Source organism: Bradyrhizobium sp. NAS80.1 (assembly GCF_001908205.1).
GTDB lineage: Bacteria > Pseudomonadota > Alphaproteobacteria > Rhizobiales > Xanthobacteraceae > Bradyrhizobium.
In genome coordinates, this window is the sequence record NZ_LGHL01000109.1 from 45662 (window position 1) to 69271 (window position 23610).

Consider the following 23610-nt stretch of genomic DNA (forward strand, 5'->3'; position numbering starts at 1 on the left):
CCTTCAGGCGATCATGGATTGCGCGGTGCGTGGCCGTGGACGGACGCGCAGGCTTTCCGCGACATCGCGCGCCGCGGCGAGTGTGGTCGTCGTTCTCCGCGCCAGCGCGGGCACATCCGCCGGATGGTCGGAGCGGAAATGCGCGCCGCGACTCTCGCAACGTATCCAGCCTGCGGCGGCGACGAGCAGAGCCGACGTCGCCATGTTCCGGACAGCGATGCTTGCTGTTTCTCGCTCGAGCGCGGCGAAGCTGCGGACCGCTTCTGCAAGGCCATCTCCATCGCGGATCACGCCGACATGCGCGCTCATCATCGCGCGCAGCCGCTTCACAGCCGCCGCATCCGGTCCACTGCTGCAAGGCGTCACCGGCATGTCGGGAAGGCGGGCAGGCGAGGGGATCGGGCGGCCGGAGATGTCTTCGGCGATACGCGCGGCATAGACAACCGCCTCCAGCAGAGAATTCGAGGCGAGGCGGTTGGCGCCATGCGCGCCGGTAGATGACACTTCGCCACCGGCCCAGAGCCCGTCGATCGAGCTGCGGCCGCGGCCGTCGACCGCGATGCCGCCCATGTGGTAATGCGCGGCCGGTGCGATCGGGATGGCCTGCGTGGCGGGATCGATGCCGGCGGCGATGCAGCTCGCATGCACTGTCGGAAATTTCTGGGCGAAGCGCGTGCCCAGCGCCTCGCGCGCGTCGAGGAACGCGCCTCGCCCGGCGGCGATCTCGGCGAACACGCCGCGGGCCACGATGTCGCGCGGCGCAAGATCGGCGAGCGGATGGCGCGCGATCATGAAGCGCTCGCCTTTGCCGTTGATCAGCGTCGCGCCTTCGCCGCGCAGAGCCTCGGTCGCGAGCGGCGCCGGGGCGCGCCCGACCATAATGGCGGTGGGGTGAAACTGCACGAATTCAGGGTCGGCGATCACGGCACCAGCGCGCGCGGCGATCGCCAGGCCCGATCCGCTGGCTTCAAGCGGGTTGGTCGTGGCTGCATAGAGATGGCCGATGCCGCCGGTCGCAAGCACGACCGCGCGCGCAGCGAGCAGGATCGGTCGTGCAGCGGGATTGCCGGCCTCGCGCAGCTGAAGACCGGTCACGGCGCCGTCCTCCGTCAACAACACCTCGGCGACGAAACCTTCGATCAGGCGGATCGACGGCGTTTGGCGCACGGCCTCGCTCAAGGCCGCGATGATTGCGGCGCCTGCGCCATCGCCGCGCACATGCACGATGCGCCGCGCCGAGTGCGCGGCTTCGCGTCCGACTGCGAGCCTGCCTTCGAGATCGCGATCGAACGGCACGCCATAGGCGAGAAGGTCGTGGATCCGCGGTGCGGCCTCGCGTGCGATCCCGAGTGCGACCGCCTCATCGACGAGGCCTCCGCCGACGGCGATGGTGTCGGCGGCATGCGCCTCGGCACTGTCGCCCTCGGCCACGGCCGCAGCGATGCCGCCTTGGGCCCAGGCGGATGAGGCGCCCTGTCCGAGCGGCGCCGCCGAGATCAGCGTCACCGGCCGCGGCGCGAGTTTCAGCGCACAGAAGAGTCCGGCAAGGCCTCCACCGACGATGACGACGTCGTTGGTGCTGCGGGCGAGGTTGTGTATGTTGTTTGTCATGACTCTCTCCAATCACTCCGCTGTCGTCCCCGCGAAGGCGGGGACCTATACTCCGCGGCGGTAGTTGTTGTGCGAAGCTGTTCGACGTCGTTCTTCGTGACCACATCTCCCTGTGGTTATGGGTCCCGCGCTCCGCTTCGCTGCGCTTGTCCGGGACGACAGCGAGTGTGCTGCTAGTTCTTCAGATTGATCATCCGCTCGACCGAGCGCCGTGCGCGCCTCGCAAGCGCGGGATCGATCGTGACCTCCTCGCGAAGCGTCAGCAGGCTGTCCAGAATGTTGGCGAGCGTGATGCGCTTCATATGCGGGCAGAGATTGCAGGGGCGCAGCATCTCCACATCCGGCAGCTCGGCCCGCACATTGTCGGCCATCGAGCATTCGGTGATCATGACGAGCCGCCGCGGCCGCTTCGCGCGCACCCAGTTGATCATGTGCGCGGTTGAGCCGGTGAAGTCGGCTTCCGCCAGCACGTCCGGCGGGCATTCGGGATGCGCGATGATCTGCACCGAGGGATCGGCCTCGCGAAGGTCGCGCAGCTCCTCGCCGGTGAAGCGCTCGTGCACCTCGCAGGCGCCCTTCCAGGCGATGATCTTCACATCGGTCTTGGAGGCCACATAGGTCGCAAGATAACGGTCGGGCAGGAAGATCACGCTTGGCGCGCCGAGGCTCTCGACCACCTGCACCGCGTTCGACGAGGTGCAGCAGATGTCGACCTCGGCCTTCACCTCCGCCGAGGTGTTGACGTAGGCGACGACGGGCACACTGGGAAATTTTTCGCGGAGCAGCCGCACGTCGGCGCCCGTGATGCTGGCGGCAAGCGAACAGCCGGCGCGTGCGTCGGGGATCAGCACCGTCTTGTCCGGGTTGAGCAGCTTCGACGTTTCCGCCATGAAGTGCACTCCGCACTGGACGATGATGTCGGCCTTCACCTTGGTGGCTTCGACCGCGAGCTGGAGCGAGTCGCCGCCGATGTCGGCGACGCAGTGGAAGATTTCGGGGGCCTGGTAATTGTGCGCGAGGATCACCGCGCCCCGTGCCTGCTTCAGTTCGTTGATCGCCTTGATCGTCGGCGCCATCAGCGGCCACTCGATCGGCGGGATCACGTGCTTCACACGATCATAGAGAGGCGCGGTGGCGCGTTCGACTTCCGCCGTCCATTCCAGCGCGGGCATCGGCAGCGCAGGTCCCGTTCGGGCCGGTGCTGCGCGGGGGAGGGTGATGGTTTGACCCTGCGGCCGGTCGGCAAAGTCGTCGGGGCCGTAAATTCCAGTGATCGGCATTGAAGCCTCCCGTAGATTAATTATGCTCCAAGAGAGCATATATCGAGCCCGAGAAATCCGGCGCAGAGGCCGGGTCAGATTTATCGCTGCTCTAATATGCTCAATATGAGTAAATCAAAGATAGCATGCCGCACGGGAAGCCGCTAGGCCCTGTCGCACACATTCCTGTCAAGTCGTGCCGGACGCGTCAGGTGAGGCCGCGATGAAACGCAATGCTCCCACGGCAGCCCTTCGTGGAACGCAACCATTTTTGACTTGGGGTTTTCATGCATTTGCATTAAACAGCCTGGCTCGCGGCTGCCTATTCCGGATCCGCGAACGACAGATGAGGAAGCGCATGTCGACGCAAGTGGGCGAACTCGGTCCGGTTTCGCGTTCCACCAACTGGCGAACGCCAGCCGTTATCATTCTCTGCGGCTGTGCGATCGGCATGCTGGGCTTCGGTCCGCGCTCGGCGCTCGGCTTCTTCGTGCAGCCGATGAGCCACGAATTCGCCTGGGGCCGCGACGTGTTTGGTCTGGCGATCGCCGTGCAGAATCTGTTGTGGGGATTGGGCCAGCCGTTCGCCGGCGCGGTCGCCGATCGCTTCGGCTTGTTCCGCGTGATGTGCGTCGGTGCTCTGCTCTATGCCGGTGGCTTGCTGCTGATGCGTTACTCCTCGACGCCGCTGTCGCTCAATATCGGCGCCGGCGTCATGGTCGGCTTTGGTCTTGCCGGTTGCTCGTTCAATCTGGTGCTGTCGGCGTTCACCAAGCTCTTGCCGGCCGAGAAGCGCGGCCTGGCGCTCGGCGCCGGCACCGCGGCGGGATCGTTCGGACAGTTCCTGTTCGCACCCATCGGTGTCGCACTGATCGACAATTTCGGCTGGCAGCAGGCGCTCACCGTGTTCGGCTTCCTGATGCTGCTGATCATCCCGCTGTCGCTGGCGCTGTCGACGCCTCCGGTCGCAAGCACGGCAAATGCTGCGCCTGCGGATGAGCAGACCATCACAAGGGCGCTCGCGGAGGCCTTCGGCCATCGCTCCTACGTGCTGCTGGTGCTCGGCTTCTTCACCTGCGGCTTCCAGCTCGCCTTCATCACCGTGCATCTGCCGGCCTTCCTCGTCGACCGCGGCATCTCGGCGCAAACCGGCGGCTGGGTGATCGCGGCGATCGGCCTGTTCAACATCATGGGATCGCTGAGCGTCGGCTATCTCCAGAACAGCCTGCCGAAGCGCTACATCCTGTCGACCATCTATTTCACGCGTGCGCTTGCGACGCTCGCCTTCATCTCGTTCCCGATCACGCCGTTCTCGGCGATCGCATTCGGCGCGGTCTCAGGCCTGACCTGGCTGTCGACGGTGCCGCCGACGTCCGCGCTGGTGGCGCTGATGTTCGGTACGCGGTGGCTTGCGACGCTCTATGGCTTCGCCTTCGTCAGCCATCAGGTCGGCGGTTTCCTCGGCGTCTGGCTCGGTGGCATCGTGTTCGAGCGGTTCGGTTCCTATACGCCGATCTGGTGGCTCTCGATCCTGTTCGGCGTGCTCTCGGCGCTGATCAATCTTCCGATCGTGGAGAAACCTGTCCAGCGACTAGTGCCGGCGATTTGAAGTTCCTGCAGAGCAAGCCGCGAATTCGTTCAGGAACTTCAAATCGATAACCGGCACTAGGATCATGTATTTGCTGGCGCTCCTCTTAATTCCGAAGTTCGCGCCTGTGGTGCCGATAAGGTTTGCGAACTGCGGAATTGGAGCGCCAGTTGCGCAGCCTGCCTGATCGGCTAAACATTCCCTGAAACAAGTCAGGGAGTTCAGTCGTGGCCACATTCAAGGCGATCCGGATCGACAAGGCGGACAAGGGCACCACCGCCGCGCTCACGCAGTTCGACGAAGCCGAGCTGATGGACGGCGACGTCACCGTCCGCGTGGAATGGTCGACGCTGAACTACAAGGACGGCCTCGCGCTCACCGGCAAGGCGCCGGTGGTGCGCCGTTTCCCGATGATCGCCGGCATCGACTTCGCCGGCACCGTGGAGCAATCCTCGCATCCGCAATGGAAGGCGGGCGACAAGGTCGTCTGCACCGGCTGGGGCATGGGCGAGACCCATCTCGGCGCCTACGCCGAGAAGGCGCGGGTGAAGGGCGACTGGCTGGTCGCCTTGCCGCAGGGCCTGTCGGCGCGCGACGCGATGGCGATCGGCACCGCCGGCTTCACCGCGATGCTTTCGGTGCTGGCGCTGGAGAAGCACGGTCTGTCCCCCAAGAGCGGCCCCGTGGTGGTGACCGGCGCCGCCGGTGGCGTCGGTTCGGTCGCCACAGCCGTGCTGTCGAAGCTCGGCTACCACGTCATTGCGTCCACCGGCCGTGCCTCCGAAGCGGATTATCTGAAAGAGATCGGTGCGGCCGAAATCATCGACCGCAACGAACTGTCGGCGGCGGCCAAGCCCCTTGCCAAGGAACGCTGGGCGGGCGGCGTCGACAGCGTCGGCTCGACAACGCTCGCGAATCTTCTGTCGATGACCAAGTATGGCGGCGCGATCGCGGCGTGCGGCCTGGCGGCCGGCATGGACCTGCCGTCTTCCGTCGCTCCCTTCATTTTACGCGGAGTGTGCCTTCTCGGCATCGATTCCGTAATGTGCCCGGTCGAGCCCAGGAAGGCTGCCTGGCAACGCCTCGCGTCCGATCTGGATCGGACAAAACTATCTGAAATTACTAAGGAAATTTCTCTCGACGAGGTTCCGGAGTGGGGCGCGAAAATCCTTGCCGGCCAAGTCCGGGGCCGCATCGTGGTTAAAATTGTCTAACGGCGTTTAGACTTTACCAACCAAGCTGCGCCAATGTTGCCTTGGTTAGTATGGTAAGCAGTGGGTAAAGAGATCGGGCATCGCCCGCTGCGGGGGTTGAGTTCGGAGTTGAGCATGCTTGCGCGTATCATGTTGGGGGCTGTCACGGCGGCAGCGACGTTTGCGCCGGCCATTGCAGGAAGCATGAACGCCGACGAGGCGCGCCGCTTCGTCGCCGGCAAGGTGTTCGCCTTCACCTGTTTCGACGGCACCCGCGGTGCAGGCCGCATCCTCGACGATCTTGGCGCTGCCGGCGCGGTGCAGTTCTCGGGCGCAGGCCCGGTGCGCCATCTCCGCCTGCCCGGCAACACGCTCCAGATTCGCGGCCAGAACGTCTGCGCCTCGATCAAGGGCATTCCGTTCGAGCCCTGCTTCAACCTGGAAAAGACCGACGATCGCAGCTTCCGCGGCTCGGTGTCGGGCATGGGCTTCGCCTATTGCGACTTCCACCACCAGGGCGGCAACCAGATGCTGATGGCGCGCTCGGTGGCGCGTCCGCGCTCGCTGCGCGCCTCGGAGCACACCGGAACGGTCGGCGCGTCGAACACCGAAGTCGCCGTGCGCGTCGAGACGCCGCGTGTCGAGAGCAGCCGGCTCGAGCCGGTGAAATCGGAGCCCGCCAAGACCGAGGCCCCGTTGGAGCTGCGTCGCTCGACGCAGTGAACAGGCCGCGCGGGGCCTCTCGCGTAGCTTTTCGTTGAAGACCCTCATCGAACAGGACGCCACCGCGCCGTAGTCATGCGGACAGCGGCCTTCTGCGGCTATTGCGCGCAGTCGATGCAAGTGCTGCGCGCTTTGAAAGCTTTTTACGTAATTCTACTGAGTTCGAAGCAGCCGTTCTTAACCATACGCTCGAACCTCGGAACTAGCCTCGCCGGATTGGAGCACCGTCGCTCATGCGGCCGAGAACCTCTATGGGCCGGCTAAGCTTTTCGGGGAGGGATTTCGATGTCGCGCATCATCAATATGCGTATTGGGACCAAGCTCGCATTTGCGGCCGTTCTCAGCATCCTTCTTATCGGCGCAATGATCGTCGTTCAGACCAGCGGCAACGGTGCTGTCCGCCATGCCAATCAACTCGCGAACTCGCAGCAGATGTCGGCACGAGATGCGGTCGATGCGAAGGCGTCGATCCGGGCGATGCAGATCGCCGTTCGCGACATTCGCCTGGCGAGCAATCTGGCGGATTTGCAGAAGGCGCGCGAGTTCCTCGAAGAGCGGCGGAAATCGGCGATTGGTTTCGTCGATGCAATCCTGAAGGTTACGACCTCCGGTGAAAATTCGGATCGCGCGACCAGGATGAAAGTGCTGGTCGGGGACTATGCGGCCCGAGCACTGGAGATCGCAGCCGTGCGGAGCGAGTTGATCGGTCTCGAGTCGCGGCGAGTTGCTGGCGAAATGCCTGCCGACGCGTCCGCGCGCGTCGTCAAGCTCAACGAGGAGGCGGTGCGGATCGCCCGCGAAACGACGCTGCCGATCGCTGCGGAACTCGAGACGCTGGCGGGCAAGGCGTCCGAGTTCGCAGCGAACAGGGCTGCCGAGGAGAGTGCCGCGGCGACTCAGGAGATGTCGCTGGCGGAGAGAAATTCGCTGCTCATCGCAGCGCTGGTCACTCTTCTGCTGATCGGGACTTCCCTCCTCAGCGTCTTCACAATTGCGCTGCCCATGAAGGCCTTGACGGCGGCGATGCTCGAACTCGCCAACGGCAATTTCGCCATCGTGCTGCCCGGGCTCGGACGCAAGGATGAGATTGGCGATGTCGCCGCTGCTGTCGAGCGATTCAAGATCGTCTCCGAGCAGAAGGCGCGGGCGGAAGCCGAAGCCAAGGTCCGGCAGGATCAGATCGCAGCGGAGCAGCGCAAGTCGGAGATGCGCAAGCTCGCCGACAGCTTTGAGGGCGCCGTCGGCGAAATCGTCGGGACGGTGTCATCGGCCTCGACGGAGCTCGAAGCATCCGCCACCACGCTGACCTCGACCGCGGAACGCACACAGGGGCTCACCACCATGGTCGCGGCGGCCTCGGAAGAGGCGTCTAGCAACGTGCAGTCGGTCGCATCCGCCACCGAGGAGCTGTCCTCCTCGATCACCGAGATCAGCCGGCAGGTGCAGGAATCCGCCCGCGTGGCAAGCGAGGCCGTCGGTCAGGCCCGCACCACGACCGACCGGGTCAGCGAATTGTCGCAGGCGGCAACGAGGATTGGCGACGTCGTCGAGCTGATCAACACCATCGCGGGCCAGACCAATCTTCTGGCGCTCAACGCCACGATCGAGGCCGCGCGCGCCGGCGAAGCCGGCAAGGGCTTTGCGGTCGTTGCTTCCGAAGTGAAGGCTCTCGCCGAGCAGACGGCGAAGGCGACCGGCGAGATCGGCCAGCAAATCTCCGGCATCCAGGCGGCGACGCAGGAATCGGTCGGCGCCATCAAGGACATCAGCGACACCATCGAAAAGCTCTCCGAGATCTCCTCGACCATCGCCGCGGCCGTGGAAGAGCAGGGTGCGGCAACGCAGGAAATCTCCCGCAACGTGCAGCAGGCCGCGCACGGCACGCATCAGGTCTCGTCCAACATCACCGACGTGCAGCGCGGCGCGAGCGAGACCGGTTCGGCATCGTCACAGGTGCTGTCTGCGGCACAGATGCTGTCCAACGACAGCGATCGTCTCAAGCGCGACGTCGGCAAATTCCTCGAGACGGTACGCGCGGCGTGAAACTCCGTGTTTCTACGACCAACAAGGTTAAGGGAACCGGAATCATTCTTCGCCAGATTGCTCGATATCGCGCCGCCGGCGCAGGCGCTTTCTCCTGAAGGATTCCCGTTATGAATTTCCTCGGCCGCTTCCGCATCCTGAGCAAGATCCTCGGGAATGTCGTTCTGTTGTGTGGAATCGGCGCTGCGATCGCCTGGATTGGCGTCTCCGCACTGAGTGACCTCAGCGAAAAGGCGGACGTGATGTCCACTGCGGCGCGGCGAGCCCTGTTCGCGGCGCGTGCCAACCAGAACGTCATTGCATTGAACCGCGCTGAATTCCGTAGCGCGCTCGATCCTCGTGACGACAACCGCCTGGCCGCACGCGAGATCATCAACAACCAACTCAAGCAGTATCAGGAACGTTTCGACGAGGTGAGCCAGACCCCGGACGAGAAAGCCAAGGCATTGCTTCCCGGTGTGCGCGATGCGTTCGCTGCCTACAAGAGCCAGATGGACGCGACGCTCGCGGCGGTCGAAGCGGAGAAGTCGAGCAAGCTGAGCGAGAGCGCCGACAAGCTGCGCGACACGGCCATGAAGAGCCGGGTCGCCGCCGAATATCTCCAGGGCAAGATTCGCGAGCTGGCCGAACGCCTCAACACTCGCGTCGAGGAGAAGAGCAAGGAGGCGCGCGAGCAATATGAATCGACATCGCGCTTCCTGATCATCCTTGCCGCGCTCGGTGTCGTCGTTGGTGGTGTATTGGGCTTCATCACCGGCCAGTACGGCATTGCCAAGCCGATCCGCATGATCGTCGGCGTGCTTCAGGAGCTGGCCGCCGGCCGCTATCAGGTCGCGATCACCGGCCTCGATCGCAAGGACGAGGTCGGCGAAGTTGCGAAGACCGCGGAAGTGTTCCTCGAGAACGGCCTCGCCAAGATCCGCATGGAAGCCGAGCAAAAGGAGATGGAGCAGCGCGCTGCGGCACAGCGTCGCCAGGACATGCTGCGGCTCGCCGACCAGTTCGAGAGCGCCGTCGGTGAGGTGATCGAGACCGTGAGCTCGGCTTCGACCGAGCTCGAGGCCTCCGCCACGACGCTGACTTCGACCGCCGACCATGCCCAGCAGCTTGCGACCGTGGTCGCCACGGCGTCGGAAGAAGCCTCGACCAACGTGCAGTCGGTGGCGTCGGCGACCGAAGAGCTGTCGTCCTCGATCACCGAGATCAGCCGCCAGGTGCAGGAATCCGCCCGCGTCGCCAGCGAGGCGGTCGGCCAGGCCCGCACCACGACCGATCGGGTCAGCGAGTTGTCGAAGGCGGCAACGCGGATCGGCGACGTCGTCGAGCTGATCAACACCATCGCGGGCCAGACCAACCTGCTGGCGCTGAATGCCACGATCGAAGCGGCGCGCGCCGGTGAGGCCGGCCGCGGCTTCGCCGTCGTCGCCTCCGAGGTCAAGGCGCTGGCCGAGCAGACCGCGAAAGCGACCGGCGAGATCGGGCAGCAAATTGCCGGCATTCAGGCCGCGACCGAGCATTCGGTCGGTGCCATCAAGGACATCAGCGACACCATCGAAAGGCTGTCGGAGATCTCTTCGGCGATCGCCGCCGCGGTAGAAGAGCAGGGCGCGGCGACGCAGGAGATCTCCCGCAACGTCGCGCAGGCCTCGCAAGGCACCCAGCAGGTGTCGTCCAACATCACCGACGTCCAGCGTGGCGCGAGCGAAACCGGCGCGGCATCGTCGCAGGTGCTGGCGGCCGCGCAATCGCTGTCCGGCGACAGCAACCGCCTCAAGCTCGAGGTCGGCAAATTCCTCGGCACCGTGCGCGCCGCCTAAGCCCGGCTCAGAGCCATTTCCGTTCCGATGGAATCGGAACGGGGCTCTAGATTTTGTTTTGACGCGTTTTGCTCACGCGAACCGGTACCCACTTCGCTCGACAACGCTCTAGTACCGACTCGATCGAACGACCGCCGCGCTTGAATGCGCGGCGGTCGTTCGCGTTTATGTTGCAGTGCCGCGACGAATAACGCGCAGGGTTAACGTTCCAGAAAAGCGAAGCAGGCATCATCTGCCGAATTTCTCGGCACGATTCGCTGCCGCCCCGCCATTTGATCCCAAGCCCTTTGGAGCTCGTCCATGAGCGCCCTTTCCATTCGCCTCACCCATAAGGTCATGGCGATCGGACTTTTCGGCCTCGTCGGTCTCGTCGCCTTCGGCGCGATCTATGAGATCGGCAGCTTCTCCCAGGATGCGTCCCGCGACCTTGCCAGCCGCGCCCGCGCGATCGCCGACCTCAACAAGCAGCTCTCGATCGAGATGCTGGAGGCTCGCCGCAACGAGAAGAACTTCCAGCAGCGCCGCAACGAAAGCTACGCCAAGGCGCATGCCTAGCTGATCGGGCCGATCAACCGCGATTTCGACGAGCTCGAGCGAATGACCTCATCCGTCGATACGCGTGTTCTGTCGGACAAGGTCCGGCAGGCGCATGAGGGCTTCAAGCGTTATGCAGCGAACTTCGGATCGGTGGTGGCCGCCGAGATCAGGCTCGGGCTGAACGAGACGCTCGGCCTGTCCGGCTCGCTCCGCGCCGCCGTGCACGACATCGAGGTTAAGCTGAAGGAGATCGACAATCCGCGGCTGACGAGCTCGATGCTGATGATGCGCCGGCACGAGAAGGATTTCATGCTGAGGCGTGATCCCAAATACGTCGCCGAGTTGAAGAAGGCCGCGACCGAACTCTTAAAGGCGATGGAGGCGGCCGCGGTCCCCGCGACGGTAATGACGGACATCACCGCCAAGCTCCAGAAATACCAGGCCGAATTCGTGGCCTGGGCGGACACCGCGCAGCAGAGTGCGGCCCACGATGCCAACATGATGAAGACGTTCCGCGAGCTCGAACCGATGATGCTCGAGGTGCGGGCCGCGGTCGAGAGCCTGTACAAGAAGGCCGACGCCGCGGAAGCCGCAACGCGCGATGCCGTGCGCCTGTGGATGACGATCGCCTTCACCGTCACCTTCATGGTGCTTGCCGTCGTCGGCTTCTTGCTGGGACGCTCGATCTCGAAGGCGTTGTCCGGCATGGTCGCTGCGATGACACGGCTTGCGCGCGGCGAGCTCTCGATCTCCGTCGCCGGCGTCGGGCGCAAGGACGAGATCGGCAAGATGGCCGCTGCGGTCGAGGTGTTCAGGACTAACATGGCGGACGCCGATCGGCTGCGCGCCGAGCAGGCGGAAGCGGATGCGCGCCGCCGCGCGCAGCGCAAGGCGGACATGCAGCGGCTTGCCGATGGGTTCGAAGGCGCAATCGGCGAGATCATCGAGATCGTCTCGTCGGCGGCAACCGAGCTCGAGGCGTCCTCCAACACGCTGACGCAGGCGGCCAAGCGCGGCAACGGGCTTGCCACGGCCGTGGCGGCGGCTTCGGAAGAGGCATCCGCGAACGTGCACTCGGTCTCGTCCGCCAGCGAGGAGATGACCACGTCGATCTCTGAGATCAGTCGCCACGTGCAGGAATCAGCACGTGTCGCCGACGTCGCGGTCGAGCAGGCAAAGCGCACCAATGCGCGCGTCTCCGAGTTGACGAGAGCGGCGGGCCGCATCGGCGACGTGGTCGACCTGATCAACACCATCGCCGGCCAGACCAACCTGCTGGCGCTGAACGCCACGATCGAGGCGGCGCGGGCGGGCGAAGCCGGCAAGGGCTTTGCGGTGGTCGCGACCGAAGTGAAAGCGCTCGCCGATCAGACCGCGAAAGCGACGGGCGAGATCAGCCAGCATATCGGCGCGATCCAGGCTGCGACGCAAGACTCCGTCGGGGCGATCAGGGACATCGGCGACACGATTGCGCGGATGTCGGAGATTTCGTCGACCATCGCCGCCGCGGTGGAGGAGCAGGGCGCCGCGACGAAGGAGATCTCCCGTAACATCCAGCATGCCGCCCATGGCACCTCGGAGGTTTCGGCGAACATCGGTCACGTTCAGCGCGGCGCAGGCGAGACTGGCGCCGCTTCCGCCCAGGTGCATTCGGCGGCCCAGTCGCTGTCGCAGGAGAGTAACCGGCTGAAGAGCGAGGTCGCGCGCTTCCTGGAGTCGGTGCGGGCGGCCTGACGATCCGTTCGAGCGGCACGTTGCATGAAATGCGGTGCGCTGGTGTGGTGCTGCGCGACGTCCGTGTGGCTGCAGCGCATAATGCGGAGCACATAATCTCGGCGACAGCGAATTCCGTACTTTTACGTAGGTTCCTGTTAACGGCTGTTTGTAACTATGGGCGCAATCTTACCGGATAAGAACCAGCCAGCATTGTTGAACCGACTTTCGTCCCATCGTCCGTCGTGGCGATCGCGGCGCAGGCGATTTGCGTTCAGGTATCATCGGGAATTGTTGTGATGTCGAAGTTGTCGATCGTTTTCAAGCTTCTGACCGTGCTGTCGGTCCTGGTGCTCTCGCTCGCCGGCGTCGGCGTGACGGCGATCGGTACCATGCAGAACATCAACTCCCATACCGTCGAGATCGCACAGAGCTGGCTGCCGAGCGTGCGTGCACTCGGCTCGATCCGCGCTGACGTTAATGAGCTGCGTGTCGCGCTCCGTCTGCACCTGATGCAGGACACTGCCGAAGGGAAGGAGGCCGCCGAGAAGCGCCTTGCTTCGCTGCGCGCGCGCATCGAGCGGACGCGGAAGGTCTACGAACCCCTGATCGCTTCGGCTGAAGAGCGGAGCATCTATGAGCAGTGGACGAAGGCGTGGGCCGAGTACCTGAATGGCGTACAGGACGTGATGGCGCTGTCGCGCAAGAGCCCCGGCCGCTTCCCGACCGACGCCAACGAGATGTTGCAGACCAAGGTTGCGAAGATGGCCCAGGCGGCCGACCCGCTGCTTCTGAAAGGTATCGAGCTCAATAACCAGGGCGCCGAGACGGAGACCAAGCAGGCCGCCGACAGCTACGCCACCATCTTCCGGGTGCTGGTCGGCATCATCGTGGCTGCGGTCGTGATCGCGATCGGCGCCGCCTACTATCTCGTGCGCGACGTCTCGCGTGGCATCGCCTCGATCATCCGCCCGATGCAGTCGCTCGGCGAAGGCGATCTCTCGGCCGAGGTACCGCATCGCGGCGAGAGGACCGAGATCGGCTCGATGGCGGATGCGCTGCAGATCTTCAAGGAAGCGCTGATAGCGAAGAAGGCCGCCGACGAGGCGGCCGCGGCTGACGCCGAGGCCAAGATCCAGCGCGGCCGCCGCGTCGACGCCATCACCCGCAAGTTCGAAGCCATGATCGGCGAGGTCGTCGGGACCGTGTCGTCTGCCTCGACCGAGCTCGAGGCCTCCGCGACCACGCTGAGCAGCACCGCGCAGCGCGGGCAGGAGCTCGCCACCGTCGTTGCCGCTGCTTCCGAGGAAGCCTCCACCAACGTCCAGGCCGTGGCATCCGCTTCGGAAGAGCTGTCATCCTCGATCACCGAGATCAGCCGCCGCGTGCAGGATTCTGCGCGCATGGCCGCGGAAGCGGTCGGCCAGGCGGCACGGACCAACGACCGCGTCAACGCGCTGTCGCAGGCGGCCTCCCGCATCGGCGATGTCGTCGAGCTCATCAACACCATCGCGGGCCAGACCAACCTGCTGGCGCTGAATGCGACCATCGAGGCGGCGCGCGCCGGCGAAGCCGGCCGCGGCTTCGCGGTCGTTGCCTCCGAGGTCAAGGCGCTGGCCGAGCAGACTGCGAAGGCGACCGGCGAGATCGGAGCGCAGATCTCGGGCATCCAGGCCGCGACGCACGAGTCCGTCAGCGCCATCCAGGAGATCGGCGGCACCATCGAACGGCTGTCCGAGGTGTCTGCGGCCATCGCCGCCGCTGTCGAGGAGCAGGGCGCAGCCACGCAGGAGATTTCGCGCAACGTCCAGCAGGCCTCGGTCGGCACGCAGGAGGTCTCGGCGAACATCACCGATGTGCAGCGCGGCGCGGTCGAGACCGGCTCGGCCTCGACGCAAGTGCTGTCGGCGGCGAAATCGCTGGCGACCGACAGCACCCGCCTGAAGGTCGAGGTTGCGCAGTTCCTGGATTCCGTCCGCGCGGCCTGATCCTCACGGGCTCGTCTGCGGAGCCGGCGGCGGGACCTGCCGCCGGAACAGGATGCGCTGGTAGAGCCAGCCGATCGCGACGAGCACAACGCCGAGGCACATGAACGACAGCGCGCGGTAGACGCCGGTCAGCGTCGACATGTCGATCACGAAGGCCTTCAGGATCGTCAGGGCAATCACGGCGGCGGACGCCAGCCGTGCCCGTTCGGAGTTGACGAGGATGCCGACGCCGAGCAGCACCACGCCGAAGGCGAGCCAGCCGATCGAATAGGTGTATTGCTCGGCGCCCGTGGTGCCACCGTAAAGCAGGACCGGGCCGTGATAGAAGCGGCGGATCTGCAGCGTCACGTAGGCGAGCGCGAATACCAGTGCACCGCCTGCAAGCGTGTTCGCGTATGCGACAGGGCGACGTCCCGCCACCGCATAGGACAGCAGCAGCATCAGCACCGCCGGAAGCGCGTAGCCGAGCAGCAGCAGGTTGAACACGGCACCGCCGACATTGACGCTGCTGAGCAGCCACGGGTTCTCGAGGATCAGGAGGCCAAACACGCTGATGAGTCCGGCGATCACGGTCAGCGCGACCGCGCCGACATTGTGCACGATGCTGCGGCTCCGCAGCCGCAGCCGCTCCAGTCCGATCGCCATGGCGAGTGAGATGCAGACCTGCAGCGCGAATTCGAGCAGCGACGGTGCTGCCGTCATGTGTCCGCCGGTTGCGAAGTGGCGGATCTCCATGAAAGCGAGCAGCGCGGTGAACAGGATCGCGGCTGCCTCCACCATGCGCAGCGGTGCGTCGTCGCCTCGGCGGCGCAGGAAGATGCTCGCCGCCCAGAACGACAGCGCCGGCAGGCCATAGCCCCACAGCAGCCAGTTGAAGATGGGTGTTGTGCCGACGGCGTCGCCGACGATGCGCGGATCATAGGCGATGCGGGCGGTGACGACGCCTGCGAAGATGGCGGCGAGCCAGCGCAGGAACGGGATCGGCCGCTGCATCGAGATCCATGCGGTCCCGAGTGACATTAGCGCCAGCGCGATGGTGAGCCAGCCCTTCTCTAGCGCAAAGGTCAGCGCCAGTGCCAGCGCGCCGAGCGTGCCGGTCGCGAACAACGCCGTGGAGATTGCGAGGCCGGGCCGCGTCGCGCGGCGGGTGAGCGCTTCAGTCGCGGCTGCAAAGGCGGCGGCGAGCAGGACGGCTAGGATCGCGAATGGGATCGAGCGGTCGAGATGGGCGATACGTGCGTAGAGCGCAATGAGGATCGCGATTGGTGTCGCGACCGATGTCGCAGACCACACCACCGGGATGATCGCTGAGTTCGACCGGCCCTGCGCGAGGAAGCCTGCGATGCCGAAGCCGGCGGCGATGATCGCGGCCATCACCAGATGCAGCGTCACCGCGCTGTCGGTCGCTGCCGGTCCGATGCCGGGCATTGGACCGCCCGGCAGTACCAGCATGTCCGGATTGGCACGCACCGCCCATTCGGCGAAAACGATGAAGACGGTCGCGGCGGCCGCGCCAAGTGCGCCAGTCGCCGCCGGCGCCCGCCAGGCGACGAACAGTGTCGCGAAGACGAGAAGCGTGAAGGCGACCAACGCAAGATCGGCATGCGCGCTCGACAGCACAATCAGCATCGCACCGAACAGATAGGCGCCGAGCGAGCTCGACGACACCGGCTCGATTTCGCCGTTTTCGATCGTCGGTCCGAACATGAAGCCGCAGACGACGAGGAGTGCAGCCAGCACGAAGCCGGCGATCACATGGAAAGCATGCGGCGCGACCTGCAACTCGCCGGTATCGAGACCAGGGAAGATCCAAAGCACCGCGAAGACGATAGTGGTCACCGCGAGCCAGCGCCACAACCGGATGCGGGCAAGGCCGAAGCTCGCGGCGGTGACGATGGCGAGATAGATGTAGAGCGCCCAATAGTCCGGCTTTCCGCTGGACACGAGGATCGGCGTCACGAACGCGCCGACCACGCCGAGGCCGGCGAGCGCGGGCCCATGCAGCAGCGCGGCGGCGAGCGTGCCGAGTGCGACGAGGCCGAGCAGCACGAAGGCGGTGGCGGGAACGAGGAAGCCGTAGAGCGCGTAGGCGGCGTAGATGGTCGCAAACGCCACCGCCGTGCCGGCCGCGGTCAGGATCGCGGGAATGTTGGCGATCGGGAGCGCCTGGATGCTGGAGATGCTTTCCTTGCGCCGCGTCCATTCGCCGGCACCTAGCAGCGCCAGCGCGAACAGGCCGCCGAGGAACACCCGCACGCCGGGACCGACGAGACCGGCCTCGATCGAATAGCGCACCATGAAGAAGCCGCCGAGCGCGAGTGCGAGGCCGCCGATCCACACCACCCAGCGCGTGCCAAGCCGCTCCTCGAAGCCGGGCGCCGGCGCGGGCAGTGGAGGTGGTGTCTCGGCGCCGGTGCTTGCTTCGAGCGGGGGGTGGCGAAACAGCTTCGGCGACGGGCGGCGGCACCGGCTCGACTTCCGGCGCGAGTGGCGGCGGCTCTGCGGCCGTCGTTTCGGCCGCGGGCGCCTGCTCCTGCGCGGGCATCAGAGGCGGCGGCTGGACCTGTCGCTGTGCATACAGCATCGCTTCGAGAGAGTTCAGTCGCCGGCGCAACTCGGCCGCCTGACTGGAGGCCTTGATCGCGATCAGGAAGGCGACGATCGCAATGATCACCGCAAAGACGTCAAACGGGCCGTCGAACATGAAGCCTCCATGCAACCGGCGGACAGGGACCGATCATGCAAACCTTGTTAGCGCCGGGAGCGTACGCGCAAGCCCGGCGCGGGCCGCTCCTGGTGCACGTCACGGCGGAAGCGATAGAGCGCCGCCGGCCGTCCGCCCGTCTGTGTCGACATCACGCCGGTTGGTTCGACCAGGGCTTCGGTTTCGACCAGGCGGCGGAAGTTCTGCTTGTGCAGGTGCCGGCCGGAGACCGCCTCCACCGTATGCTGCAATTCCGTCAGTGTGAACTCGGCGGGCAGAAGTTCAAATACGACAGGACGATACTTCAGTTTCGCGCGCAGCCGCGCGATTCCCGTGGCGAGAATCCGGCGGTGATCGAACCGCATCGAGGTGCCGAGCGCGGGAAGCGTCTTGCGCGCTAATGCCGCAGGGCGGCCGTCGCGCCGCGCCTCCTCGATCAGCCCCGCCTCGTAGAGCAGCTCGTAGCGGTCGAGCACGCGCTCCTCGTCCCAGGGCGCGCCATCGAGGCCGAAATAAAACCGCACGCGATCCCTGCGCGGCAATGCGCGCGTGGTCTCCGGCGTCTCCTCCTCGGCCCACTTCGTCAGCGCGGGAATGATGTCGCGGGCGATGATCGCGGGCGGCTCCTCACGCCAGTCTTCCCAGGGAAAGAAGCGATACCATGGCTCGAAGCTCGCGCCGGTTGCTGCGAGCTCGCCATTGACGGCGCGCGTCAGCGCGAGATAGCCGATCGATACCATGTGGGCGCCGGTGTCGCCGGCCTCCGCATGGCGGCCGCGATCGCCGAACGTGTAGAGTTGCTCGACATAACCGAGCCGCAAGCCCGTCTGCGCCTCGACCCAGGCGCGCAGGCCGATTTCGAAAGTGCGATGGCTCAGCGCATCGAACGGGCCGAACGGCAGTCCGGCAAGACCGTCACTGCCGCGCGCGGTGAGGATCTGCGGCTCATGATCCTCGATCGCGACGATCGCGGCGGTCAGGCCGATCTCGATCGGCTTAAGCGGCGTCGTCTCGCTCATGCGGTGATGATCGCAGCTGTCATTCGAGCTCGATCACGAAAGGACGGCCCTCGACCATCATCGCGCCGGGGCCTATCTCGTCGAGCGCGCGCAGCATCCTGCCGTTGCGTCCGAGCGCGCGGTCGGCGAGGCCAACGATGCGCCGGTTCGGCGAGGCGATGGGCGATGCCGCGCGGATCTTTCGCGCGATCTCGATCTCGTCACGATTTGGATTGAGCGCACACACCGCAGCGAACGCGCTCGCGGTGGAACGGCTGATGCCGGCATAGCAGTGCACGACCAGGGGCGCGCTGCGGTCCCAGCCACGCACGAAGTTCAGCACCTGATCGATATGCGCCTCGGACGGCGCGACAAAACCGTCCATCTCCTCGGTGATGTCGTCCATCGACACCTTGAGATGGTTAGCCGGCAGCACGGACACCGGCCGCGCCACCTGTTCGACATTGGCCATCACGGTCAGCACATGGCTGGCGCCGGTGAGGCGGACGGTTTCGGGAAGCGCGGCGAGGGAACAGACGTGGATCATGATGGACCTTTTTCTTGATTATACGCGGCTGTAGAGTGGGCAAAGCGAAGCGTGCCCACCACTTTTATCGCAATCGCGAAGGGATGGTGGGCACGGCGCAAACGCGCCTTAGCCCACCCTGCGGGACTTACGCAAACACCGCGCTGAACCGCTCCAGAAACTGCTTCTCGGCCCGCGCTGCCGTCCAGGGGGTGAGATAATCGCGCCGGACGCTGTCGGAGAGGCCGGGGTCCTTGCCGAACAGGCGCTTCGCCTCGCTCTCGCTGAAGCCGGCAAGCTCGGTCGCCTCCAGATAGGCCGCGCCGCGATCGGCGGCCTTGATGGCCAGCGTGATCTCGTCCGGCAGCACCGGCGGCAGGCCGAAGCGGATGTGGATGGCGCCGAGCAGGCGTTTCTCGACCGCCTTGTAGTGGCCGTCGAGCACGGCCTTGAACGGCGAGATCATGTCGCCGATCACATATTCGGGGGGCATCGTGCAGCAGCGCGGCGAGCCGCATGCGCTGATCGACGCGTGGCATCTCGTGCCGCATCACGGTTTCCACCAGCAGCGTGTGCTGCGCGACCGAGAATATGTGTGCGCCGGTGGTCTGCCCGTTCCAGCGCGCCACCCGCGCCAGGCCATGCGCGATGTCGGCGATCTCGACATCGAGCGGGGAGGGATCGAGCAGATCGAGCCGCCGGCCTGACAGCATGCGCTGCCAGGCGCGGGATTGCGCATCGCGCGCCGTCTTCTTCGCGGTCATTTGACCTTGAGGCGCGGCTTGCGCTGCGTCTTGCCGCAGGTCGCGTGACAATGGCAGTCGACGAGATGGTCGTTGACCATGCCGGTCGCCTGCATGAAGGCATAGACGATGGTCGGGCCGACGAACTTGAAGCCGCGTGCGGACAGCTCCTTGGAGATCTGCACGGAGAGCGGCGTCGAGGCCGGCACGCTCGCGCTGGTCTTGAACTGGTTGACCTTGGGTCTTCCGTCGAGGAAATCCCACAGCAGCTTCGAGAAGCCCGGCCCCTTCTCCATGATCTCCAGATAGGACTTCGCGCTCAGGATCGTGCCGTCGATCTTGGCGCGGTTGCGCACGATGCCGGCATCGTTCATCAGCGCGTGAACCTTCTTGGCGTTATAGCGCGCGATCTTCTCCGGCTGGAAATCGTCGAACGCTTTGCGGAAATTGTCGCGCTTGCGCAGGATCGTGATCCAGGACAGGCCAGCCTGGAAACCGTCGAGGATCAGCTTTTCGTAGAGCGCGCGGTCGTCATATTCCGGCACGCCCCACTCAGTGTCGTGATAGGCGACATAGAGCGGATCTTCGCCGGGCCAGGGGCAGCGCGTCAGACCGTCAGGATGCAGGCGAGGGGCGCGGCTCATGCGGTGGGCTGCTTTGCTGGAATGCGCACGACTTCGGGTTCGGCGAGCGTTACGGCGAGGCCGCCGGCGGTGAGCGGCTGGCCGGCGTCGAGGGCGTCGGCGACGCGGTCGATGCGCACCAGCGCGATGCCCTTGCCCTGCGCCGATGAGCCGATGGTGCCGACCGGCTTGTCGCCGGCGAGGATAGTGGCGCCGGGCTCGGGCGAAGGGCCGTCGAGCAGGACCTTGATGCTGCGAGTGCGTGCGGTGCCGCGATGCTGCATGCGCGAGACGACCTCCTGGCCGACATAGCAGCCCTTGTCGAAGTCGACGCCGGCGAGCCTGTCCATGTTGGTCTCGTGCGGGAAGGCATCGCTGTACATGAAATCGAGCCCGCCGCGCGGCACACCGAGCGCGATACGGTGCGCCTCATAGGCGGCGGCATCGACCAGCTCGGCGCCGATGAGGTCGGCGAGCTTCTCCTTGAGTCCCTCGGGAATCAGGATGCGATAGCCGAGCTCACCGTTGCGCGGATCGGCGAAGGTGAGGTCCGGCTGAGCGGCAGGCTGGCCGTCCCAGGCCGCGAGCACGCCGAGATCGTCGGAGAGGTTTTCCACCGTGACCTTGGCGCGAAGCTTGTAGAACTTTAGCTTGGTGGCAAAGCCCTCGGCCAGCGCTTTCGGGCAATCGATCAGGAACCCGCCGCCATGGCCGGCGGGCGCTTCCGTGATCAGGAAGTCCACGATGATCTTGCCCTGCGGCGTCAGCAGCGCGCCGAATCGCCCCAGGCCCGGCTTGAGCCTGTCGAGGTCGGTCGTGATGAGGCCGTTGAGGAAGTTGCGCGCATCCTCGCCCGCGACCTTGACCACGCCCCGGTCGGGAAGAAACGCTGATTTCATGCGAAAATCTCTTGCGACATGTTGCTCCGGAACGTAAGCCCGCGAGGATTAAACGACAAGACCTTGAGCCCTGCGCTTGGGGATGAGAGAGGCCTGCAGCCATGACCCAGCGTTTCGATGTGATCCTCAAGGGCGGCACCGTGGTCAACCAGGACGGCGAGGGCCTCCGCGACATTGGCATCGCGGGTGGCCGCATCGCCGAGATCGGCGCGCTGTCGCAAGCCTCCGCCGCAGAGGTGATCGATTGCAAAGGCCTGCACATCCTGCCCGGCGTGATGGACACGCAGGTGCATTTCCGCGAGCCGGGACTGACGCAAAAGGAAGACCTCGAGACAGGCTCGCGCAGCGCCGTGATGGGCGGTGTCACCGCCGTGTTCGAGATGCCCAACACGTCTCCGTTGACCGTGACGGAGGCCGAGTTCACCGACAAGGTGAAGCGCGCCCGTCACCGCATGCATTGCGATTTCGCCTTCTTTATCGGCGGCACCCGCGAGAACGTGCAGGACTTGCCGGTGCTCGAACGCGCGCCGGGCTGTGCCGGCGTCAAGGTGTTCATCGGCTCTTCGACTGGCGCGCTGCTGGTGGAGGACGACGAAAGCCTGCGCCGCATCTTCCAGGTGATCCGCCGCCGTGCGGCGTTCCATGCCGAGGATGAGTACCGCCTCAACGACCGCAAATCGCTGCGCATCGAGGGCGATGCTCGCTCCCATCCGGTCTGGCGCGACGAGACCGCGGCGCTGATGGCGACGCAGCGGCTTGTGAAGCTCGCGCATGAGACGGGCAAGCGCATCCATGTGCTGCACATCTCGACGAAGGAAGAGATCGAGTTCCTGCGTGACCACAAGGACGTCGCCTCCTGCGAGGCGACGCCGCATCACCTCACACTGGTCGCGCCCGAATGCTACGAGCGGCTCGGCACGCTGGCGCAGATGAACCCGCCGGTGCGCGGGGCCGATCATCGCGCCGGTATCTGGCGCGGCATCGAGCAGGGCATCGTCGACGTGCTCGGCTCCGACCACGCTCCGCATACGCTCGAAGAAAAATCGAAGACCTATCCCGCTTCGCCCTCCGGCATGACCGGCGTGCAGACGCTGGTGCCCGTTATGCTCGATCACGTCAACGCGGGCCGCCTGTCGCTCGCCCGCTTCGTCGACCTCACCAGCGCCGGCCCCGCGCGCCTGTACAACATGGCCTGCAAGGGCCGCATCGCCGCGGGCTACGACGCCGACTTCACCATCGTCGATTTGAAGCGCAGCGAGACCATCACCAACAAATGGGTCGCCTCCAGGGCCGGCTGGACGCCCTATGACGGGATGCGCGTCACCGGCTGGCCCGTCGGCACCTTCATCCGCGGCCGCCGCGTGATGTGGCAGGGCGAACTGGTGACACCGTCGCAAGGCGAGCCGGTGCGGTTTCTGGAGACGCTGAAGCCCTAAGTTGCTGCGGCCTCGTCATTGCGAGGAGCTCGTGACAAAATTGCAAAGCAATTTTGCACTGAAGCGACGAAGCAATCCAGACTGCCGCTGCGGAAAGGCTCTGGATTGCTTCGCGGAGCCTGTCATCGGGCCGCGCTTTGCGCGGACCCGTTGGCTCGCAATGACGAGGGGAGAGGTCGTAGCCCGCATGAGCGCAGCGATATGCGGGATTTCGCTTTGAGTCGTTCACGGGTTTCGCTACGCTCACCCGGGCTACGGCTTTGCAACGAGAGGCGATAATGACCCAAGCCGCACCCCTCATCACCACCGAGCAACTCGCCGCGATGCTCGGCGATCCCAATCTGCGCCTCTACGACTGCACGACCTACAACGAGCCGGTGCCGCCGGGGAGCGACGCGCCTTATCGCGCGGTGCCCGGCGACAAGACGTTCGAGGCCGGCCATATCCCCGGGGCCGATTTCCTCGACCTGCAGGGCGAGTTCTCCGACACCTCGGCGCAACAATTCTTCATGATGCCCGACGTGGCCCAGTTAGAAGCCGCCTTCGGCCGCCATGGTCTTGATGCGTCCAGGACCATCGTGCTCTACAGCATCGGCACGATGATGTGGTCGACGCGGTTCTGGTGGATGCTGCGCTCGCTCGGCGTCGATGCGTGTGTGCTCGACGGCGGCCTCGACAAATGGAAGGCCGAGGGACGGCGGGTCGTAACAGGCGCACCGAAGGGCTACCCGGCGACGACCTTCAAGGCCGCGCCGCGCGCGGGCTTCTTCGTCGACAGGAATACTGTGAAGGCGCGGATCGGCGATCCCTCGACCGTCATGGTCAATGCGCTCGGGCCGCAGTTTCATCGCGGCCTCGAGCCGAGCCGCTACGGCCGGCCCGGTCGCGTTCCCGGCAGCGTCAACGTGCCGGCCGCCGCACTCATCAATGCCGACAAGACGTTGACGACGCTTGCGGATGCCGAAGCGAAGTTCGCTGCGGCAGGCGTCACGCGCGACAAGAGCGTGATCTGTTATTGCGGCGGCGGCATCTCGGCGACGATTGACCTGCTGCTGCTGACGCAGCTCGGCTACGACAAGCTGACACTGTACGATGCCTCCATGGGCGAATGGGCGAGGGATCCGACCCTGCCGATCGAAACGGATTAGGGAGAGGCGCTTCTTACCCTCCCCCTCCAGGGAGGTAAGAAAGCCGGGAACCTTTTCCGCC

General features: G+C 65.4%; 14 protein-coding genes and 3 pseudogenes. 9 read left to right on the plus strand and 8 right to left on the minus strand.

From position 1 onward, the window contains the following. Window positions 1-3 precede the first annotated feature (3 nt). Both AC629_RS23785 and nadA read right to left on the minus strand, forming a co-directional pair. Window positions 4-1611: an L-aspartate oxidase gene (locus tag AC629_RS23785; protein ID WP_084807378.1), complete on the minus strand. Its 1608-nt coding sequence runs from the start codon at window positions 1609-1611 to the stop codon at window positions 4-6. Window positions 1612-1784: 173 nt separating this feature from the next. Then, entirely contained in the window at window positions 1785-2891 is a 1107-nt protein-coding gene (gene nadA, locus AC629_RS23790) for a quinolinate synthase NadA (RefSeq protein ID WP_084807379.1), read from the minus strand. A 337-nt stretch (window positions 2892-3228) separates the two neighbouring features. Between nadA and AC629_RS23795 the strand changes: the two genes are divergently transcribed. The 7 genes and pseudogenes from AC629_RS23795 to AC629_RS23825 all read left to right on the plus strand — a co-directional run bounded on the left by AC629_RS23795 (window position 3229) and on the right by AC629_RS23825 (window position 14472). Continuing rightward, window positions 3229-4479 (plus strand): MFS transporter, encoded by a 1251-nt coding sequence (locus tag AC629_RS23795; protein ID WP_084807409.1) that lies wholly within the window; start codon window positions 3229-3231, stop codon window positions 4477-4479. Window positions 4480-4685: 206 nt separating this feature from the next. Next, window positions 4686-5672: an acrylyl-CoA reductase (NADPH) gene (gene acuI, locus AC629_RS23800; protein WP_084807380.1), complete on the plus strand. Its 987-nt coding sequence runs from the start codon at window positions 4686-4688 to the stop codon at window positions 5670-5672. A gap of 114 nt (window positions 5673-5786) precedes the next feature. After that, the gene (locus tag AC629_RS23805) at window positions 5787-6374 is read left to right on the plus strand and encodes a hypothetical protein (protein ID WP_084807410.1); all 588 of its coding nucleotides are present in this window, start codon (window positions 5787-5789) and stop codon (window positions 6372-6374) included. A gap of 285 nt (window positions 6375-6659) precedes the next feature. Further along, the gene (locus tag AC629_RS23810; protein WP_084807381.1) at window positions 6660-8417 is read left to right on the plus strand and encodes a methyl-accepting chemotaxis protein; all 1758 of its coding nucleotides are present in this window, start codon (window positions 6660-6662) and stop codon (window positions 8415-8417) included. Between the two features lie 110 nt (window positions 8418-8527). Beyond that, window positions 8528-10234, plus strand: a complete 1707-nt coding sequence (locus AC629_RS23815) for a methyl-accepting chemotaxis protein (RefSeq protein WP_084807382.1) — start codon at window positions 8528-8530, stop codon at window positions 10232-10234. A 300-nt stretch (window positions 10235-10534) separates the two neighbouring features. Beyond that, window positions 10535-12505, plus strand: a pseudogene (locus AC629_RS23820) (methyl-accepting chemotaxis protein). Between the two features lie 278 nt (window positions 12506-12783). Next, the gene (locus tag AC629_RS23825) at window positions 12784-14472 is read left to right on the plus strand and encodes a methyl-accepting chemotaxis protein (RefSeq protein ID WP_084807383.1); all 1689 of its coding nucleotides are present in this window, start codon (window positions 12784-12786) and stop codon (window positions 14470-14472) included. Between the two features lie 3 nt (window positions 14473-14475). Here the strand turns inward: AC629_RS23825 and AC629_RS23830 are convergent. The 6 genes and pseudogenes from AC629_RS23830 to ygfZ form a co-directional block, all read right to left on the minus strand. Then, window positions 14476-17176, minus strand: a pseudogene (locus AC629_RS23830) (DUF2339 domain-containing protein). A gap of 47 nt (window positions 17177-17223) precedes the next feature. Then, on the minus strand, window positions 17224-18195 hold the full coding sequence (locus tag AC629_RS23835) for an NUDIX hydrolase (RefSeq protein WP_084807384.1): 972 nt from the start codon (window positions 18193-18195) through the stop codon (window positions 17224-17226). A 19-nt stretch (window positions 18196-18214) separates the two neighbouring features. Continuing rightward, entirely contained in the window at window positions 18215-18721 is a 507-nt protein-coding gene (locus AC629_RS23840) for a tyrosine phosphatase family protein (RefSeq protein WP_084807385.1), read from the minus strand. A gap of 127 nt (window positions 18722-18848) precedes the next feature. Further along, a pseudogene (locus AC629_RS23845) lies at window positions 18849-19464 on the minus strand (YfbR-like 5'-deoxynucleotidase). After that, window positions 19461-20087, minus strand: a complete 627-nt coding sequence (locus AC629_RS23850) for a DNA-3-methyladenine glycosylase I (RefSeq protein ID WP_084807386.1) — start codon at window positions 20085-20087, stop codon at window positions 19461-19463. The pseudogene AC629_RS23845 and the gene AC629_RS23850 overlap by 4 nt, the downstream one beginning before the upstream one ends. Beyond that, window positions 20084-20965: a CAF17-like 4Fe-4S cluster assembly/insertion protein YgfZ gene (ygfZ, locus tag AC629_RS23855; protein WP_084807387.1), complete on the minus strand. Its 882-nt coding sequence runs from the start codon at window positions 20963-20965 to the stop codon at window positions 20084-20086. Before ygfZ ends, AC629_RS23850 begins: the two co-directional genes overlap by 4 nt. Before the next feature lie 101 nt (window positions 20966-21066). On the opposite strand from ygfZ, the gene AC629_RS23860 reads away from it, so the two are divergent. Next, on the plus strand, window positions 21067-22401 hold the full coding sequence (locus tag AC629_RS23860) for a dihydroorotase (protein WP_084807388.1): 1335 nt from the start codon (window positions 21067-21069) through the stop codon (window positions 22399-22401). A 278-nt stretch (window positions 22402-22679) separates the two neighbouring features. Further along, a complete protein-coding gene (locus tag AC629_RS23865; protein WP_084807389.1) occupies window positions 22680-23549 on the plus strand; it encodes a sulfurtransferase in 870 nt (289 codons plus the stop codon). The last annotated feature ends 61 nt before the right edge of the window (window positions 23550-23610 follow it).